Source organism: Nocardiopsis oceani (assembly GCF_054777395.1).
This window is the reverse complement of the sequence record NZ_BAAHAR010000013.1, coordinates 81,615-100,434: the sequence shown is the minus strand read 5'-3', so window position 1 is coordinate 100,434 and position 18,820 is coordinate 81,615. Positions and strand designations below refer to the sequence as shown.

General features: G+C 67.2%; 13 protein-coding genes and 1 tRNA gene. 10 read left to right on the top strand and 4 right to left on the bottom strand.

What is annotated here, in order from left to right; genetic code table 11:
* Positions 1-330: 330 nt before the first annotated feature.
* The 4 genes from gltB to ACYVDG_RS09740 all read left to right on the top strand — a co-directional run bounded on the left by gltB (position 331) and on the right by ACYVDG_RS09740 (position 7,823).
* Positions 331-4,887: a glutamate synthase large subunit gene (gltB, locus tag ACYVDG_RS09755; protein ID WP_460748551.1), complete on the top strand. Its 4,557-nt coding sequence runs from the start codon at positions 331-333 to the stop codon at positions 4,885-4,887.
* Between the two features lie 28 nt (positions 4,888-4,915).
* The gene (locus tag ACYVDG_RS09750; RefSeq protein ID WP_460748549.1) at positions 4,916-6,370 is read left to right on the top strand and encodes a glutamate synthase subunit beta; all 1,455 of its coding nucleotides are present in this window, start codon (positions 4,916-4,918) and stop codon (positions 6,368-6,370) included.
* A gap of 109 nt (positions 6,371-6,479) precedes the next feature.
* On the top strand, positions 6,480-6,857 hold the full coding sequence (locus tag ACYVDG_RS09745; protein ID WP_460748547.1) for a DUF2784 domain-containing protein: 378 nt from the start codon (positions 6,480-6,482) through the stop codon (positions 6,855-6,857).
* Between the two features lie 72 nt (positions 6,858-6,929).
* The gene (locus ACYVDG_RS09740; RefSeq protein ID WP_460748644.1) at positions 6,930-7,823 is read left to right on the top strand and encodes a prenyltransferase; all 894 of its coding nucleotides are present in this window, start codon (positions 6,930-6,932) and stop codon (positions 7,821-7,823) included.
* Between the two features lie 104 nt (positions 7,824-7,927).
* Here ACYVDG_RS09740 and ACYVDG_RS09735 read toward each other — a convergent pair whose 3' ends face one another.
* Positions 7,928-8,632: a maleylpyruvate isomerase N-terminal domain-containing protein gene (locus ACYVDG_RS09735; RefSeq protein ID WP_460748544.1), complete on the bottom strand. Its 705-nt coding sequence runs from the start codon at positions 8,630-8,632 to the stop codon at positions 7,928-7,930.
* Between the two features lie 208 nt (positions 8,633-8,840).
* On the opposite strand from ACYVDG_RS09735, the gene pyk reads away from it, so the two are divergent.
* Positions 8,841-10,274 (top strand): pyruvate kinase, encoded by a 1,434-nt coding sequence (gene pyk / locus ACYVDG_RS09730; protein ID WP_460748541.1) that lies wholly within the window; start codon positions 8,841-8,843, stop codon positions 10,272-10,274.
* A 202-nt stretch (positions 10,275-10,476) separates the two neighbouring features.
* On the opposite strand, the gene ACYVDG_RS09725 is transcribed toward pyk, so the two are convergent.
* From ACYVDG_RS09725 to ACYVDG_RS09715, 3 genes are all read right to left on the bottom strand, one after another.
* Positions 10,477-11,436, bottom strand: a complete 960-nt coding sequence (locus tag ACYVDG_RS09725; RefSeq protein ID WP_460748537.1) for a DUF1266 domain-containing protein — start codon at positions 11,434-11,436, stop codon at positions 10,477-10,479.
* A gap of 302 nt (positions 11,437-11,738) precedes the next feature.
* The gene (locus ACYVDG_RS09720; protein WP_460748534.1) at positions 11,739-12,545 is read right to left on the bottom strand and encodes a transposase; all 807 of its coding nucleotides are present in this window, start codon (positions 12,543-12,545) and stop codon (positions 11,739-11,741) included.
* 84 nt (positions 12,546-12,629) lie between these two features.
* A tRNA-Leu gene (locus ACYVDG_RS09715) sits at positions 12,630-12,705 on the bottom strand.
* Positions 12,706-12,865: 160 nt separating this feature from the next.
* On the opposite strand from ACYVDG_RS09715, the gene ACYVDG_RS09710 reads away from it, so the two are divergent.
* From ACYVDG_RS09710 to ACYVDG_RS09690, 5 genes are all read left to right on the top strand, one after another.
* Positions 12,866-13,435: an ANTAR domain-containing response regulator gene (locus ACYVDG_RS09710; RefSeq protein WP_460748642.1), complete on the top strand. Its 570-nt coding sequence runs from the start codon at positions 12,866-12,868 to the stop codon at positions 13,433-13,435.
* A 344-nt stretch (positions 13,436-13,779) separates the two neighbouring features.
* Positions 13,780-15,342, top strand: coding sequence for a branched-chain amino acid ABC transporter permease (locus ACYVDG_RS09705; RefSeq protein ID WP_460748529.1), 1,563 nt, complete (start codon positions 13,780-13,782; stop codon positions 15,340-15,342).
* Positions 15,343-15,423: 81 nt separating this feature from the next.
* Positions 15,424-16,347 (top strand): branched-chain amino acid ABC transporter permease, encoded by a 924-nt coding sequence (locus tag ACYVDG_RS09700; protein WP_460748525.1) that lies wholly within the window; start codon positions 15,424-15,426, stop codon positions 16,345-16,347.
* Positions 16,337-17,221, top strand: a complete 885-nt coding sequence (locus ACYVDG_RS09695; RefSeq protein ID WP_460748521.1) for an ABC transporter ATP-binding protein — start codon at positions 16,337-16,339, stop codon at positions 17,219-17,221. The genes ACYVDG_RS09700 and ACYVDG_RS09695 overlap by 11 nt, the downstream gene beginning before the upstream one ends.
* Complete coding sequence (locus tag ACYVDG_RS09690; protein ID WP_460748518.1) at positions 17,214-18,071, top strand: ABC transporter ATP-binding protein; 858 nt, start codon at positions 17,214-17,216, stop codon at positions 18,069-18,071. Before ACYVDG_RS09695 ends, ACYVDG_RS09690 begins: the two co-directional genes overlap by 8 nt.
* Positions 18,072-18,820: the final 749 nt, after the last annotated feature.

Sequence of the window (18,820 nt, the reverse complement as noted above, 5' to 3'; positions counted from 1 at the left end):
CCAGCCCGCATCGGAGGCGACTCCGAGTGGGACAGGTATCACCTTCCACGGGGCGGGCACGCAGGAACCAACGGCGCACCGCGGCGCCACCTGGTCTAGACCCTCGATTCGCATCCGGGCTGGACCAGCGTGTATAAGAGAACCTGCCCGCAGCGGGAGACCCGACCACACCGGCGACACGACGACGTGACCGCGACACGGTGAACGGACCGGACCACCCGCACAGCCGGGACCCCCGCCCCACGGCGGACACAACAGCATCACGCAGCAGGGCCAACGTCGTCCCGAATGCGCTTTTCACGAAGCCGACAGAAGACGACAGGAGGGTACATGCCTGCTGCCCAGGTGCGGCGTTCGACCGTCCCAACGAACGCGAAGTCCACTTCCCAGGGCCTGTACGACCCCACCTTCGAGCACGACGCCTGCGGTGTCGGATTCGTAGCCGACCTCACTGGACGTCGCAGCCACGACATCGTGCAAAAGGCGCTCACGGTCCTGCGCAACCTGGACCACCGCGGAGCCGCCGGCGCCGACCCCGACGACGGCGACGGCGCGGGCATCCTCACCCAGGTACCCCACGAGCTCTACACCGAAGTCTGCGACTTCCCGCTCCCCGAAGCCGGCGCCTACGCCACCGGCATCGGATTCCTCCCCTCCGACGCCGCCGAACGCGCCGCCGCGGTGGAGCAGATCAACGCCATCGTCGACGACGAAGGCCTCACCCTCCTCGGCTGGCGCGAGGTCCCCTTCGAACCGCAGTACAGCGGCCCCGCCGCCCGTGACGTCATGCCCTACTTCGGGCAGCTCTTCATCACCGGCCGCCAGGGAACCCCCACCGAGGGCCTCACCGGAATCGACCTCGAGCGCCACGCCTACTGCGTCCGCAAGCGCGCCGAACACGAGACCGACGTCTACTTCCCGAGCCTGTCCCCGCGCACCATCGCCTACAAGGGCATGCTCACCACCCCGCAGCTCGAACCGTTCTTCCCGGACCTGTCCGACCGCCGCTACAACTCCGGCCTCGCCCTGGTCCACTCCCGGTTCTCCACCAACACGTTCCCGTCCTGGCCCCTCGCCCACCCGTTCCGCTACGTGGCACACAACGGCGAGATCAACACCGTCAAGGGCAACCGGAACATGATGCGGTCCCGCGAAGCCAAGCTCGCCACCGACCGCATCCCCGGCGACCTCGACCGCATCTTCCCGATCGTCGACCCCGACGACTCCGACACCGCGTCCTTCGACGACGCCCTCGAACTCCTGCACCTCGGCGGCCGCTCACTCCCGCACGCCGTCCTCATGATGATCCCGGAACCCTGGGAGAACCACACCGAGATGGACCCGGCCGTACGGGCCTTCTACGAGTACCACTCCACCCTCATGGAGCCCTGGGACGGCCCCGCGTCCGTCTCCTTCACCGACGGCACCCTCGTCGGCTCCGTCCTGGACCGCAACGGCCTGCGCCCCGGACGCTACTGGGTCACCGACGACGGCCTCGTCGTCCTCGCCTCCGAAGCCGGCGTCCTCGACATCGACCCCGCCACCGTCGTCCGCAAGGGCCGACTCCAGCCCGGCCGTATCTTCGTCGTCGACACCGCCCAAGGCCGGATCATCGAAGACGAGGAACTCAAGGCCGAACTCGCCAACGAACACCCCTACCAGGAGTGGATCGACAACGGCGTCCTGCGCCTGGCCGACCTCCCCGAGGCCGACCCCGCGCCCGTCACCGAACTCAACCTCGCCCAACAGGTCTTCGGCTACACCGAGGAAGAACTCCGCATCATCCTCACCCCGATGGCCCGCACCGGCGCCGAACCCATCGGCTCCATGGGCACCGACACCCCGGTGGCGGCCCTCTCCGACCGCTCGCGCCAGCTCTTCGACTACTTCTCGCAGAACTTCGCGCAGGTCACCAACCCGCCGCTCGACGCCATCCGCGAGGAAATGGTCACCAGCCTCGCCACCCTCCTCGGCGCCGAACACAACATCCTGGCCGACACACCGGGCGACAACCAGCGCCTCGTCCTGCCCACCCCGGTCGTCGACCAGGCCCAACTCGCCGCCATCACCGCCGCCGGCAAGACCAACCCGGCACTCGCGACCTTCACCGTCGACGGCACCTACCCCGTCGACGGCGGCGGCGACGCGCTCTCCGCCCGCCTGGCCGAGATCAACACCGAGGTCTCCGCGGCCATCGCCGACGGCGCCCACATCCTCGTCCTCAGCGACCGGGCCGCCGACGCCACCCGCGCGCCCATCCCGTCACTGCTCCTCACCGGATCGGTGCACCACCACCTCGTCCGCGAGAAGACCCGCACCGAGGTCGGCCTCCTCATCGAAGCCGCCGACGTCCGCGAATGCCACCACGTGGCCCTCCTCATCGGATACGGCGCCTCCGCGGTGAGCCCGTACCTGGCCCTGGAAACCGTCCGCGACATGGTCGAGCGCGGCACCCTCGGCGGCATCGACGCCGACACCGCCGTCCGCAACACCGCCAAGGCCTACGCCAAGGGCGTCCTCAAGATCATGTCGAAGATCGGCGTGTCCACGGTCAGCTCCTACACCGGCGCCCAGATCTTCGAAGCCCTCGGCCTCGGCCAGGACGTCATCGACCGCTGCTTCACCGGCACCACATCCCGGCTCGGTGGCGTCGGCTTCGACGTCCTCGCCGAAGAGGTCGCCATCCGCCACCGCCGCGCCCACAACGCCAACCCCAACGCCCACCGGCGGCTCGAGGTCGGCGGCGAATACCAGTGGCGCCGCGAGGGCGAACCCCACCTCTTTAACCCCGAGACGGTCTTCAAGCTCCAGCACTCCACCCGGAGCCGCAGCTACGAGATCTTCAAGGAGTACACGAACAAGGTCGACGACCAGGCCGAGAAGCTCATGACCCTCCGCGGACTCTTCCGCCTCAAGGAAGGCGTGCGCGAACCCATCTCCGTCGACGAGGTCGAGCCCACCTCCGCGATCGTCAAGCGCTTCTCCACCGGCGCCATGTCCTACGGCTCCATCTCCGCCGAGGCACACGAAACCCTCGCCATCGCGATGAACCGCCTCGGCGGCAAGTCCAACACCGGCGAGGGCGGCGAGGACCCGGACCGCTTCACCCGCGACGCCAACGGCGACCTCCGCCGCAGCGCCATCAAGCAGGTCGCCTCCGGCCGCTTCGGCGTCACCTCCCACTACCTCAGCAACGCCGACGACATCCAGATCAAGATGGCCCAGGGCGCCAAGCCCGGCGAAGGCGGCCAGCTGCCCGGCCACAAGGTCTACCCGTGGGTCGCCGACACCCGGCACTCCACCCCCGGCGTCGGCCTCATCTCGCCGCCGCCCCACCACGACATCTACTCCATCGAGGACCTCGCCCAGCTCATCCACGACCTCAAGAACGCGAACCCGTCCGCGCGGGTCCACGTCAAGCTGGTCTCCGAAGCGGGCGTCGGCACCGTCGCCGCGGGCGTCTCCAAAGCCCACGCCGACGTCGTCCTCGTCTCCGGCCACGACGGAGGCACCGGCGCCTCGCCGCTCACCTCCCTCAAGCACGCCGGCACACCCTGGGAGCTCGGCCTCGCCGAAACCCAGCAGACCCTGCTGCTCAACGGCCTGCGCGACCGCATCGTCGTCCAGACCGACGGCCAGATGAAGACCGGCCGCGACGTCGTCATCGCCGCCCTGCTCGGCGCCGAAGAGTACGGCTTCGCCACCGCGCCCCTCATCGTGTCCGGCTGCGTCATGATGCGCGTCTGCCACCTCGACACCTGCCCCGTCGGCGTCGCCACCCAGAACCCCGCCCTGCGCGAGCGCTACTCCGGCCAGGCCGACCACGTCGTCAACTTCTTCGAGTTCATCGCCGAAGAAGTCCGCGAATACCTCGCCCAGCTCGGCTTCCGCAGCCTCGACGAAGCCATCGGCGCCGTCGACCTGCTCGACACGGCCGAAGCCGTCGACCACTGGAAGGCACAGGGCCTCGACCTGTCGCCCGTCCTCCACGAGGTCGAACCCATCACCGGCGACCACCGCTCCCACCGGCGCGGCCAGGACCACGGCCTCGAAAAGGCCCTGGACAACACCCTCATCCAACTCAGCGAGGGCGCACTCGACTTCGGCCAGCCCGTCAAGCTCGAACTCCCGGTCCGCAACGTCAACCGCACCGTCGGCACCATGCTCGGCCACGAGGTCACCAAGCGCTACGGCGCCAACGGCCTCCCCGAGAACACCATCGACGTGACCTTCACCGGATCCGCGGGCCAGTCCTTCGGCGCCTTCGTGCCCAAGGGCATCACCCTGCGCCTGTCCGGCGACGCCAACGACTACGTCGGCAAGGGCCTCTCCGGCGGCCACGTCATCGTCCGACCCGCCGACAGCTCCACCCTGACCGCCGAAGACCACATCATCGCCGGCAACGTCATCGGCTACGGGGCCACCTCCGGAGAGATCTTCCTCCGCGGCATCGTCGGCGAACGCTTCTGTGTCCGAAACTCCGGCGCCACCGCCGTCGCCGAAGGCGTCGGCGACCACGGCTGCGAATACATGACCGGCGGCCGCGCCATCGTCCTCGGCCGCACCGGACGCAACTTCGCGGCCGGCATGTCCGGCGGCATCGCCTACGTCCTCGACCTCGACGGCGACCACGTCAACGGCGAAATGGTCAACATCGAGGAACTCACCACCGAAGACCGCGAGTTCCTCACCGACGTCCTCACCCGCCACCAGGCCGCCACCGGCTCCACGGTCGCCGAACGCCTCCTGGCCCAAGGCGACAAGGGACTCGACCGCATCTCCAAGGTCATGCCGCGCGATTACAAGCGCGTCCTACTCGCCCAAGCCGAGGCCGAACGAGAAGGACGCGACGTCAACGAGGCCGTCATGGCCTCCGCGCAGTCCTGAACGCCAGTCCACGAAAGGAGGAAGAACCATGGCTGACCCCAAGGGATTCCTGAAGATCACCGAGCGCGAGCTCCCCAAGCACCGCCCCGTCGACGTACGCATCCAGGACTGGCGCGAAGTCCAGGAGGACTTCGACCGAGGAACCGTCACCAAGCAGGCCTCACGCTGCATGGACTGCGGCATCCCCTTCTGCCACAACGGCTGCCCCCTCGGCAACCTCATCCCCGAGTGGAACAACCTCGTCCACAACCACGACTGGGCCGAGGCGATCGAACGGCTCCACGCCACCAACAACTTCCCCGAATTCACCGGACGCCTCTGCCCCGCGCCCTGCGAATCGGCGTGCGTGCTCGGCATCAACCAGCCCGCCGTCACCATCAAGAACGTCGAGGTCTCCATCATCGACCGCGCGTGGGAGGAAGGCTGGGTCAAGCCCCTGCCCCCCACCACCCGCACCGGTAAGACCGTCGCCGTCGTCGGCTCCGGCCCCGCCGGACTCGCCGCCGCACAGCAGCTCACCCGCGCCGGGCACGACGTCACCGTCTACGAGCGCGCCGACCGCATCGGCGGCCTGCTCCGCTACGGCATCCCCGAATTCAAGATGGAGAAGCGGCACATCGACCGCCGCCTCGCCCAGATGACCGCCGAAGGCACCACCTTCCGCACCAGCGTCAACATCGGCGTCGACATCACCGTCGACCAGCTCAAGGCCGACCACGACGCCGTCGTCCTCACCGGCGGAGCCACCGCCTGGCGCGACCTGCCCGCCAAGGGCCGCGAACTCAAGGGCATCTACCAAGCCATGGAATACCTGCCCCTGGCCAACAAGGTCCAGGAAGGCGACCTCGACCGGGCACCTATCCACGCCGAAGGCAAGCACGTCGTCGTCATCGGCGGCGGCGACACCGGCGCCGACTGCGTCGGCACCGCCCACCGCCAGGGAGCCGCCTCGGTCACCCAGCTCGAGATCATGCCCAAGCCCCCGGCCAACCGGCCCGACAACCAGCCCTGGCCGACCATGCCCATGCTCTACAAGGTCACCAGCGCACACGAAGAAGGCGGCAAGCGGATCTACTCCGTCAACACCGTCGAATTCGTCAGCGACGACCAAGGCAACGTCTGCGGCATCAAGCTCGTCGAGGTCAAGCGCGGCCCGAACGGCTTCGAACCGGTCGAGGGCACCGAACGCGAGATCCCCGCCGACCTCGTCACCCTCGCCATGGGCTTCGTCGGCCCCGAGAAGGAAGGCCTCCTCGACCAGCTTGGCGTCGAACTCGACGGCCGCGGCAACGTCGTCCGCGACAGCGACTACCGCACCACCGTCGACGGCGTCTTCTGCGCCGGCGACATGGGCCGCGGCCAGTCGCTCATCGTCTGGGCCATCGCCGAAGGCCGCTCCGCCGCCGCGGGCGTCGACGCCTACCTCACCGACGACACCGCCCTGCCCGTGGCCATCCCACCCACCGAGAGGCCCCTCGTCTAGCGGAGGCCTCAGGGCACCGACCACGGGCCAAACCGCGGCGCAGACCCCAAGAGAACACCGTCGGGCGCGGGATCTATCCCGCGCCCGACGCGCGTTCTACGATCAAGCCATGGTCTACCGACTGATCGGTGAAGGCGCCATGATCCTGCACATGGCCTTCCTCATCTACGTCGTCATCGGCGGATTCATCGCCTGGCGCTGGCCCCGCACCTTCTGGATCCACTTCCCCGTCGCCCTCTACGCCTTCGGCATCACCGTCATCGGCTGGGAATGCCCCCTCACCCACGTCGAGAACTGGGGCCGCGAGAACGCCGGACAGGCCGGGCTCCCCGACGTCGGCTTCATCGACCACTACCTCACCGGCGTCATCTACCCCGCCGAACACCTCCTCACCATCCAGATCCTCGTCGGAGTCGCCGTCATCCTCTCCTGGCTCGGCCTGCTCTACCGGCGCCGCAGACGCCCCACAACCCAGGCCCGCGCGTAAAGATCGCGAATGGATCACGGCCACGCTATTCACGCAGACCACAAGCGGCCGTACCGTCGAAACATGACCGTTGTGACCTGGGACTCCTACCGTGCAGCCGACCACTTCACCCTGCGCAGTGCCCGGCTCATCGACCGGCACCGCTTCGCCTACCTCTTCCAAGCAGGGCCAGCCGAACCCATCCGCACCACACTCGCCGCCTACCGCAACCTCGACGGCGGCTACGGCAACGCGCTCGACCCCGACCTGCGCGGACACGCAAGCCAACCCGTCGCCACCGAACTCGCCCTGCGCTACCTCGACGAACTCGGCACCATCCCCGAAAGCCTCGGCAACGGAATCTGCCAGTACCTCGCCAGCACCAGCAACGACGACGGCGGACTCCCCGCCGTCCGCCCCAGCGTCCGCTTCACCGAAGCCGCACCCTGGTACCAGCACACCACCGACTTCCGCAGCCGCCTCGACACCACCGCGATGATCACCGGCCTACTCCACAAGAACAACATCGCCCACCCCTGGCGCGACACCGCCACCGCCTACTGCTGGAAACGCATCGACGCACTCCACTGGACCAACCCCCACGAAGCGATCGGCGTCTGCACATTCCTGCAATACGCACCCGACCGCCACCGCGCCATAGCCGCAATGACCCACCTCTCCACGATGATCCGCGCCGTCATCGACGTGCACCCGCGCACCGCCGGCCACGTCCACACCCCACTCGACCTCGCCAACCACCCCGACCACATCGCCCGACCCCTCTTCACCGACAACGAGATCGAACGAAACCTCGAAGCGTTCGAACAACAGCAACGCCCCGACGGCGGCTGGGACGCCTCCTGGGACCACTGGGACACCGGCGCCACCCTCGAACGCGAAGGCATGCGCACCATCCAACGCCTGCGCATCCTGCGCGCCTACGGCCGCGTCCAACCCGAACTGCCCCGCCCGCGCCGCTCCCCGTAATGGACCGGGAACCCCAGCGCCCCGCCACCCGACGTGGGGCGCACTGACGCGCGAGCACCCGACACCCGAGCACCGAACGGCCGACCCCAACCGACCCGCACGCCTCAACCCAACGCCAGCGCACGCACCCCCACACCCTCCAGCACCCCGCGCTCCACACGAACCGCCGCACGACCCGTCACCACACGCACCGCCCCCAGACCACCCGAGCCACCAGCCCCCGACAGCACCCGCGCCAACGCCTCCCGGTCGGCCGCCCCGAACAACACCTCGTCCACCAGAGCCAGCCCCCGGCCGGACGTCCACGGCTCCCGCCCCAGCGCGTCCGCCATATCCACCCCGTGCAGCACCAGCTCCACCACCCGGGTCACCAAGAAATCCGTCAACAGCATCGGATCACCGTGCCGCGTCACCAGAGCCCGACGCACCGGCTCCCGCGCCACCCGCGGCTCCAAGTCCCGCCACGCCGCACGCAGCACCCGCCCCGGCTCACCGGCGTCCGCCCGACGCCCCGCCGCGGCCACCGCCCCCTCGACCCGCTCCGCGTTCACCTCAGGCGAAAACCGCACATCCGGCGAGTAATACCCCACAGCCGACACAAAGGGGCGCCCCGGCTCCGGCAGCACCCCATCCAGAGACACGCCCACCTGGTGCAACGCACCCACCGTGTGCACCGCCAAAGCCGCCACATCCCACGGCACACAACGCGTCGGCAACACCGCCTCCTCCTCCGACAACCCCAACAGCACCCCCGCCAAAGCCGCCACCTCATCCGACAGCGCCCCCACCACCACACCCCGACCGAACACCCCAACCACCCTCCACACGACCGCGAAACGCCCACACACTAACGACCAACCACCACCCCAGCCCCCGCAACCCCACCCCCCAACAGCCCCACACCACCCGAAAACCGTCACCCACGGTCACCGAGTTCGCCCCGACTCCACCTCACATACGTGCATTCGCAACCTGGTTTAGACCACTCCATCCCCCAGACGCTCTAAAGTGATAGACGTGACACGTCGAGCAAAGATCGTTGCGACCCTAGGACCCGCCACCTCGAGCCCGGACACCCTCCGGCGCCTCGTCGACGCAGGCCTGGACGTCGCCCGACTCAACCTCAGCCACGGAACCCACGACGACCACCACGCGAGCCTCGCCAACCTCAGGCAGGCCGCACAAGACGCCAACCGCGCCGTCGGAGTCCTCGCCGACCTCCAAGGACCCAAAATCCGCCTCGGCACCTTCCCCGACGGCCCCATCGAACTCGCCGACGGCGACGAGTTCACCATCACCACCGAAGACATCCCCGGAGACACCACACGCGTCTCCACCACCTACAAAGGACTCCCCGGAGACGTCCGACCCGGCGACCGCGTCCTCATCGACGACGGCCGCGTCGTGCTGGAATGCACCAAAACCACCAGCACCGACATCCACACCCGCGTCATCTTCGGCGGACCCGTCTCCAACCACAAGGGACTCAACCTCCCCGGAGTCGCCGTCAGCGTCCCCGCCCTCACCCAAAAGGACGAGGACGACCTGCGCTGGGCACTCCGAAACCGCGCCGACATGGTCGCCCTCTCCTTCGTCCGCAGCCCCGCAGACGCCGAAGAGTGCCACCGCATCATGGACGAAGAGGGCATCACCGTCCCCCTCATCGCCAAAATCGAAAAACCACAAGCCGTGGAACGCCTCCACGACATCATCGAGGTCTTCGACGGAGTCATGGTCGCCCGAGGCGACCTCGGCGTCGAACTCCCCCTCGAAAACGTCCCCATGGTGCAGAAACGAGCCATCGAACGCTGCCGCGACAAGGCCAAACCCGTCATCGTCGCCACACAGATGCTCGAATCCATGATCAGCGCACCCCGACCCACCCGCGCCGAAGCATCCGACGTCGCCAACGCCGTCCTCGACGGCGCCGACGCCGTCATGCTCTCCGGCGAAACCAGCGTCGGCTCCTACCCGGTCGAAACCGTCGAGACCATGGCACGCATCGTCAGCGCCGCCGAACAGGAATCCCTGCGCGCCTCGCACATCCTCAACCGGGTACCCGAAACCACCGGCGGAGCCATCGCCCGCGCCGCCGCCGAAATCGGAGCCACCGTCGGCGCCAAGGCCCTCGTCGCCTTCACCATGTCCGGCGAGACCGCCCGGCGCCTCGCCCGCTACCGGTCACCCATCCCGCTGATCGCGTTCACCACCGAATACAGCACCCGCGGCCTGCTCTCCCTCACCTGGGGAGCCGAAAGCAACCAGGTCCCCTGGGTCGACAACACCGACGACATGGTCCGCCAGGTCGAAAGCGAGCTGCTCCAGCTCGGCGACTACCACAAGGGCGACAAGGTCGTCATCGTCGCCGGCAGCCCGCCCGGAACCACCGGTTCCACCAACTCCCTGCGCGTCCACCGCCTCGGCGACGCCGTCGCCCTCGGCAACAGCTGACGCGCAACCCGGCGCCCTGAACGGCGCCACCGTCGGGCCGCATCAGGTCCGGCCCGGAGGACGGCGTATGAGCCGCGCCGCCCTCTCCGGGCCGACCGGTGCGGCCAGTGCCGTTTCCGGGGCTGCTTCCGGAGCCGAGGACAGAACAGGGCCGTCTACGGGCAGCAGGGGAGTAGGGGGAGCGCCGCCGTCGCCGGCGGGCTCACTCGTGGTTGGAGGAGACCCCGCCACCCTCGAACGGCACCCGGTCCAACGGCATGTCCCACGGCAACAGGTTCCACGGGCTCCTCGGATCCTCGTCCAACAGACCCAACGCCACCCACACCCGGTCAGCGTCCCCGTGGTCGCCCTCCACACCCTTCGTCGGCCACAACAGGTAACCGGCGTGGAAAGCCGTCGACAACTGGCCCCACGACGAATAGCGGCGCTGCAGATCCGACGCCACCCGCCGCAACAGCGTCTGCGTCTCCACCGGACTCAACCAGTCCAGAGTGGCCCCACCGCACGCCAACCGGATCACGTGCACCGACTTCCACCACTGGTAGGCGCCGATGATCACGGTCTCATCGCCGTCGGCCAGACCCGTCACCCTGCGCAACCGCGCCACCTGCTCCGGGCCCAGCGTCACCGTCGCACCGGTGTCACTCCCGCCCTGGGCCAACGGCAACCGCGACCGGGCCGTCCCCGCCCGCAGATCCACCGCCAGATCCAGCGTCGGACCCCGGTGCAACTCCTCCAAGAGGGTGTCCACGGCCGCCAACAGCGACTCCCGGTCCACCACGTCCCACTGGCGCTCCAGCATCCGCCGGTAGCGCCGACGCAGCGTCGGACGCGCCAACACGTCCCAGGGCTCGGCCAGGGCCACCCGGAACGGCGCCGCCACCGCGGCGGCCCACCGCTCGGTACTCAACGGCGCGTCAGGGTCCTTGGTGCGGATCATGGGCGACTCGCGCGACCCCACCACCAACTCCGCGAAGGAACCCGCCGCCAACACCACCAGGGGCAGGAACGACCACCCGGGGAGGTCAAACGCCACGAGGAGGACCGCGATCAGGGCCACCGGGGTCCACAGCCAAGGAAGCCGCCGAGGGGACCCCCAGGCCACCACGACCCACGCCCCGATCACCAGCGCGCCGATCACCCCGGCCACCGCGGTCAGCACCCCTCGCCCCTCTCCTCAACAAGCCCCTCCAGTCAGGGCTTTCAGACCTCCAGGATCAGGGACGCGGGGCCTTCCGGGCGACCATACCCACGGGTTGTACTCAGGTTGTAGCCGTGATGTGACCGGTTCAGCCAGCTTTTGCCAACATAAAGTGACAAAAGGCCCATTTAGGCCCGAAAAGGTCGGGTAGTTACGGGGGTTCTGGCCAGACTGCCCCGCGCCGGTCTTGTCACCCGTTCGCGGCGGCGTCCTCAGCCAGCTCTGCCGCCTCGACGGCCCCGCGGAGAGCGGCAGCTGGGCCCTCAGTACTTGGGGCCCACGAACGCGTCCATCCGGGCGACCGCGTCCCGCTGTGAGACCGACACGACGTGTTTGTATCGGTGAGTTCCCTTCACCTTGCTGGAGTGGACCTTCCAGGGGATATCCAGCCGGTCCAGGGCGTCGGTGAACAACCCGATGATGTCGTTGGAGACGTTGGTGAAGTGGTACCGCGGGTACTCGTAGTGCCGCTCGCCGCCGCCTGGGAGAGTGCGTTTGATGCGGTTGACCACCCGGCATCCGTCAGAGTGCACCAGCCCTCGAACGAACTCCTCCGTGTGCTCCTCGACGATGGTCCGCTGCCAAGGCTCCAGGACGATGGTTCGATCGTGCTTCTTGCCGGGCCCGTGCTGGGGGAACAGACAGGGCCAGTGCTTCCAATTGCTGTGCACTTCGGTGCAACCGGGGGCGGGAACCCGGGAGACCTTGTGGTCCGGACGGATCGCCGCCATGCTCCCCGCGCAGAGCTCGATGAGCCCCGGCCAGGTGCCGGAACACATCACCCGCAGCCGCCAGACCCCCTTTGTGGGATCTCCAGCCGGGGTGAGGCATCCGTCGCCGAGGTAGAGGCCCAAGAGATAGCCGTAGGCATCCGTTCGCTTGGGCAAGCCGGGTACGGGTTCGCATCGAGGACAGAGGTCGGTGCCCACGTACTTGTCAACGAGTGACCGGTCGAGGGCCCAGCTCCGGAGCGTGGACCGATTGATCCCCATACGACGGCTGACTTCCGCGTAGGAGATACCGGAGTCGATCAGGGAGGTAGCTTCGCGCCTGACATGCGGTGAGTACATGGAGTGCATGTTTGCTCACGCATCCGACATTTCCAGGCTAGGGGACCCCTGAACAGCAAAAAAGCCATCCGTTTCGGATGGCCTTGGTGCCCCGGGTGGGATTCGAACCCACACTGTATGGTGTTTGAGACCATCGGCTCTGCCCTTGGCCTACCGGGGCGAGGTAGATTTGTCAAGTCATTCTCTGAAATATTTCTACTGCTGGTCCGGCGGCAGGCAGTCAACGGTGAAGTCACGATTGACCTGCATTGCCGGGGCCAACGCACAGCATACTAGCTGATCTCTGTAACCTCGTGTACGTGACGAGGACGCAGAGCCGTGTGGTGATCGCGGAAGACGAGGCCCTGATCCGCCTGGATCTCAAGGAGATGCTCGAGGAGGACGGTTACACCGTCGTCGGGGAGGCCGGCGACGGGGAGGCCGCTATCCGGCTTGCCCAGGAGCTGAAGCCGGACCTGGTGATCACTGACATCAAGATGCCGGTGCTCGACGGACTCTCCGCCGCTGAGCGCATCGCCGGGGAGCGTATCGCCCCGGTGGTGATCCTGACTGCCTTCTCCCAGCGGGAGCTGGTAGAGCGGGCGCGCGAAGCGGGGGCCATGGCCTACCTGGTCAAGCCCTTCAGCAAGTCGGACCTGGTTCCGGCGATCGAGATGGCCACCTCCCGCTACGCCGAACTGGCGGCGCTGGAGGCGGAGGTCAGCAGCCTCCAGGACCGTCTCGAGACGCGCAAGCTCGTGGAGCAGGCCAAAGGGCTGCTGCAGAGCCGCCACGGGATGAGTGAGCCCGAGGCGTTCAGGTGGATCCAGAAGAACTCCATGGACCGTCGGCTGACCATGCGCAAGGTCGCCGAGACGGTCGTCGAGACGTTGGGGGGACAGCAGGCCTGACCGGCCGATCCCCCCGTTGTGCTGACGCAGGGGCCGTACCCGACCGGGTGCGGCCCCTGCTGGTCTTGCCGTGTCGTCATTCGCGCACGAACAGTGAGGATGGTGCGCAGATCGGCTGATTCTAAGGCCCGATTGTTAGACACACGTTCAGGGTCAACCCGGATCATGTACCGGTTTGGTCTCGCTAGCGCACAATGGGGTGACGGTTGGATCACGTGGCTTAAGTGGTGCTGAATGACCAGCCTAAATCGGGCTAAACTCGCCGCACCGAACAGCTAATGGACAGCGGGCCCCGAATGCCTGTCATCCGGGACCCGCCAACCTCAGATGCGCAAGGAGCGCGCGTGCGCACACGCCTCGTGACCGTGTTGCTCGCCCTGATCACCGCATTCCTGGTGATCCCCGGGGCAGTGGCGACGGCAGACGAACAGGGCGGTGAGTCGCTGCACGGTCAGATCGGTCAGCCGGACGACCGGGATCAGGGTGTCGAAGGCATCCAGATCACGGTCTTCGAGGGTGATGACGAGATCGATGCGGTGGAAACCGACTCTGATGGAAATTGGGAAGTGGAGTTGCCCGGACCGGGCGACTACCGCGTAGTGGTGGACCAGGAGTCCGTCCCCAGCGAGTTCGCCGTACGTGAGACGGAGCTCCTCGCCGACGGTGAGGCAGAGATCGAGGTCGGCACCGACGAACAGCGGCCCCTCATCATCGCCTTGGAGGACCCGGCCGAGCCGGACGACGCCGTGGAGGACGAGGCTTCGCCTGACGACGAGGCCGTGGAGGAAGAGGACGACGGCTCGCCCGCCGACGAGGGGGTCGAGGTCGAGGGTGTCACCGGCGGCTTCGGTGAGCGCTTCGTGCAGCTCACCGCCGCGGGTCTCCTGTTCGGCCTGGTCATCGCGATCTCCGCGATCGGTCTCTCGCTGATCTTCGGTACGACGCAGGTCATCAACTTCTCGCACGGGGACATGGTCACCTTCGGTGCGATGATGGCGCTGCTGTTCAGTACCGGCGCCGCGGGGATGGGCAACTCCCTGCTGGCGATCTTCGCCGGTTTGGGGATCGCGGTCCTGTTGGGTGCCTTCCTGGAGGGCAAGCTCAACCGGACGACGCTGATCATCCTCCAGTGGTCTTCGCTCATCAGCGGTATCGCCTTGGCGACGCTCATGGGCGTGCTCGGTGACGACCTCGGTTGGCGGGTGCCGCTGTGGGCGGCGGCCGGTATCGCGGTGGTCATGGGCGCGGTCCTGGGCGGCACGATGGAGCGCTACCTGTGGCGTCCGCTGAGGAGGCGGAACGCTGCGCTGATCCAGATGTTCATCGTCTCGATCGGTCTGGCGCTGGTGCTGCGGCACGTTCTTCTGGCGCTCTTCGGGGCGAACCGGACGCGGTACGCCGGTTACCAGGTGCAGGACCTAGTGCACATCGGCCCGGTGTCGATGCCGCCGCGCGACCTGGTGATCATGGCGGTGGCGACGGCGGTCCTGGTGCTGGTGGCGTGCCTGCTGCAGTTCACCCGCATCGGTAAGGCGATGCGCGCGGTCTCGGACAACCGGGACCTGGCGGAGTCGTCGGGTATCGACGTGGACCGGGTGACGCTGTACGTGTGGTTCCTCGGCGGCGGTCTGGCGTCGCTGGGTGGTGTGCTCTTCGGCCTGAACCAGGTCGTGGACTACGAGATGGGCTTCCGTCTGCTGCTGCTCATGTTCGCCGCGGTGATCCTCGGCGGCCTGGGTACGGCCTACGGCGCGATGGTCGGCGGTATCGCCGTCGGCCTGGTGGCGATGCTGTCCACCCTGTGGTTCCCCACACAGCTCATGGAAGCGTGGGCTCTGGCCCTGATGATCCTCATGCTGCTGGTCAGGCCTCAGGGTCTGCTCGGTCGGCGCGAGCGGGTCGGCTAGGAGAGGTAGAAGATGGATATTTTCATGATCCTCGCCGAGGCCGCCAGATCCGCGGTGGGGCCGGTCGCCGCGGTGTACGCGTTGGCGGCCATCGGCCTGAACCTGCACTTCGGTTATACGGGCCTGCTGAACTTCGGTCAGGTCGGTTTCATGCTGGTGGGCGCCTACGGCGTCGGTATCAGCGTCGCGGTGTTCGACCTGCCGCTGGTGGTCGGGTTCCTGGTGGGCCTCGCCTCTTCGGTGGTGTTGGCGCTGTTGTTGGGTATCCCGACGCTGAGGTTGCGTGCGGACTACCTGGCGATCACGACGATCGCCGCGGCCGAGGTGCTGCGGCTGGTGTACCGGGCGGGTTTCGCGGAGCCGTTGACCAAGGGTGTCTACGGTCTGCAGAACCTGTCCGCGGAGTTCCGCACATGGAACGTACTGTTCGATCCGGGTGAGCGTTACGGCTTCGGTGTGTTCACGTTCAGTGGCAACCACATGTGGCTGATGACGGTGACGTGGGGTCTGGTGGCGCTGATGGCGCTGCTGACCTGGGCGTTGATCCACAGCCCTTGGGGTCGGGTCATCAAGGGCATCCGTGAGGACGAGGATGCGGTTCGCAGCCTCGGAAAGAACGTGTTCGCCTACAAGATGCAGGTGCTGGTGCTGGGAGGCATGATCGGTGCGCTGGCGGGTTGCATGCTGGCGCTGCACCAGGGTGCGATCCAGCCGGACCAGTTCAAGCCGCAGGTGACGTTCTTCCTTTGGGTGATCCTGCTGCTGGGCGGGGCTGGTCGTGTGGTCGGCCCGATCCTGGGTTCGATGGCGTTCTGGTTCCTGATGCAGTTCACGGACGGGTTCCTGCGGGGGCTGGGTCGTGAGGGCTACCTGCCGTTCCTGTCGGGTCCGGACTACGGTGCGATCCAGTTGGCGTTCGTCGGTCTGATGCTGGTGCTGTTGATCGTCTTCCGGCCGCAGGGCCTCATCGGTGACCGCAAGGAGATGATGATCAATGTCAAGTGACGAGGTGAACACCTCCGCGGGTGCGGCAGTCGAGGTCGACCGGATGGCGGGTGCCGTTCCGGAGCCGGGTTCGGTGAAGTCGGATCCGATCCTGGTGGCCGATGGTGTGAAGCGTTCGTTCGGTGGTCTGACCGCCGTGGACGTGGGTCACCTGGAGGTGCAGCGGGGGACGATCACGGCGCTGATCGGTCCGAACGGTGCCGGTAAGTCGACGCTGTTCAACCTGTTGACCGGGTTCGACCGGGTCGACGGCGGCAACTGGTCGTTCGAGGGTCGGCGGATCAACGGCCGCCGCGGCCACCAGGTGGCGCGGGCCGGGATGGTGCGGACCTTTCAGCTGACCAAGGCGCTGACGCGGATGACGGTGCTCGACAACATGTTGTTGGGTGCTCCCGGTCAGTTGGGCGAGCGGATGGCCGGGGCGTTCCTGCGGCCCGCCTGGCGCGGTCAGGAGAAGGCGAACACCGCGAAGGCGATGGAGTTGCTGGAGCGGTTCAGGCTGATCGACAAGCGCCAGGACATGGCGGGTTCGTTGTCGGGTGGTCAGCGCAAGCTGTTGGAGATGGCTCGTGCGCTGATGACCGATCCGAGCATGATCATGTTGGACGAGCCGATGGCGGGTGTGAACCCGGCGTTGGTGCAGTCGTTGTTGCACCACATCACGTCGTTGCGTGATGAGGGTAAGACGGTCCTGTTCGTCGAGCACGACATGGACGTGATCATGGGGATCAGTGACTGGATCGTCGTGTTGGCGCAGGGGCAGGTCATCGCGGAGGGTAGTCCTTCGGACATCCGGTCCAACCAGCAGGTGATCGACGCCTACCTGGGTGTCGAGGAGGACGAGGTCGAGGCCCAGGGGAGTGCTGATGACTGAGAACGGGGACGTACGCCCGGAGCCCGAGGTTCTGCCGGAGGAGGCCGAAGAGGCCGTCGTCGTCCAGGAGCACCGCGAGGAGATCCTGGAGCAGGCTCGGGCTGAGGCCGTGGAGGTGGGTGGTCCGGAGGACTACCTGCTGTTGGCCAAGGACATCGTAGCGGGTTATGTGCCGGGCGTGAACATCCTGAACGGGTGCACGCTGACACTCACCGAGGGTGAGGTCGTGGCGATCATCGGTCCGAACGGTGCCGGCAAGTCGACGCTGATCAAGGCGATCTTCGGGCTGATTCCGGTGCGTGACGGTGCTCTGACGCTGCGGGGATCGAGTATTTCCGGGTTGGCCGCGCACACGCTGGTGGAGCGCGGTGTGGGTTATGTTCCGCAGACGCGTAACGTGTTCCCGTCGTTGACGATCGAGGAGAACCTCCAGATGGGGGCGTTCCTTCGGCCGAAGGCGTTCCATGAGCAGTTCTCGGTGGTCGCGGACCTGTTCCCCATGCTGGGTAAGCGGCGCCGTGCGAAGGCCGGTTCGCTGTCCGGCGGTGAGCGCCAGATGGTGGCCATGGGCCGTGCGCTCATGATGAACCCGTCGGTGCTGTTGCTGGACGAGCCGACCGCGGGCCTGTCGCCGATGTTCCAGGCGGAGGTCTTCCAGCGTGTGAAGGAAGTCAACGCAACGGGTGTCTCCGTGGTGATGGTGGAGCAGAATGCGCGCCGTTGCCTCCAGATCTGCGACCGCGGTTATGTGCTGGATCAGGGCCGCAACGCCTATTCGGGTTCGGGCCAGGACCTTTTGAATGACCCGAACGTGATCGAGCTGTACCTGGGAACCCTCGCCAAGGGCTAAAAAGGGCCAAAAAGGTCCAAAAAGTGCCAGCCCGGGTAGAGGTTTTATCGCCTGCTGTGGGTGTGTTGAGCGCCCCCTGTGGGCGTGAGAAGGGGCGGATCTCAATATGGGATCCGTCCCCTTTCTTTGTTTTCTGGCTCCTGTGGCCCTCTTTTTCGGCGGCCTTTTGGTTGGGCTGTCCTTTGTTCTTTGGGGTGTCCTCCTTTCCCGCCGCCCGATTGTGGCCGTCTCCGCTACGCGCGTCAAGGTCGTCGCCATCGAGCGCTTCGCGCGTCAACGGCGCTCCACCTTGACCCGCTTCGCTGCGACGGCGGGTTGGCGTCTATCAGGAAAGGGGGACGGGTGGTTGAGGCCTGTGGCGAATTCGGGCTTCGCCCGAAAAACTGATTCTGTCGGCCTGGCGGCCGATGCCTGCCCCTGCGCCGGAGCGTTGACGCCTGGCGGTGTCGCGGCCGGTCAAGGTGTGCGGCGGACCCCGAACAGCGCGGCCTGGCGGCCGGTGGGCCACTCCGCCGGAGCGTTGACGGGTCGGGTGTCGCGGCCGGTCAATGCGGGAGGCGAAAACCCCGATGATCTTGCCTCTGTCTCCACCCTCGGCCGTCGAGAGTGGAGACAGAGGCAAGATCATCACCATTCGGGCGCGCATATGTCCGCTTTGCCCAGGAATGCGCACGGGGGGCCGAGGCCCTTTTCTGGAAGGCTTCTCCTTGGGGAACAGAAAGGCGGGTCGGGGTGGCCGGGTAAGTGTT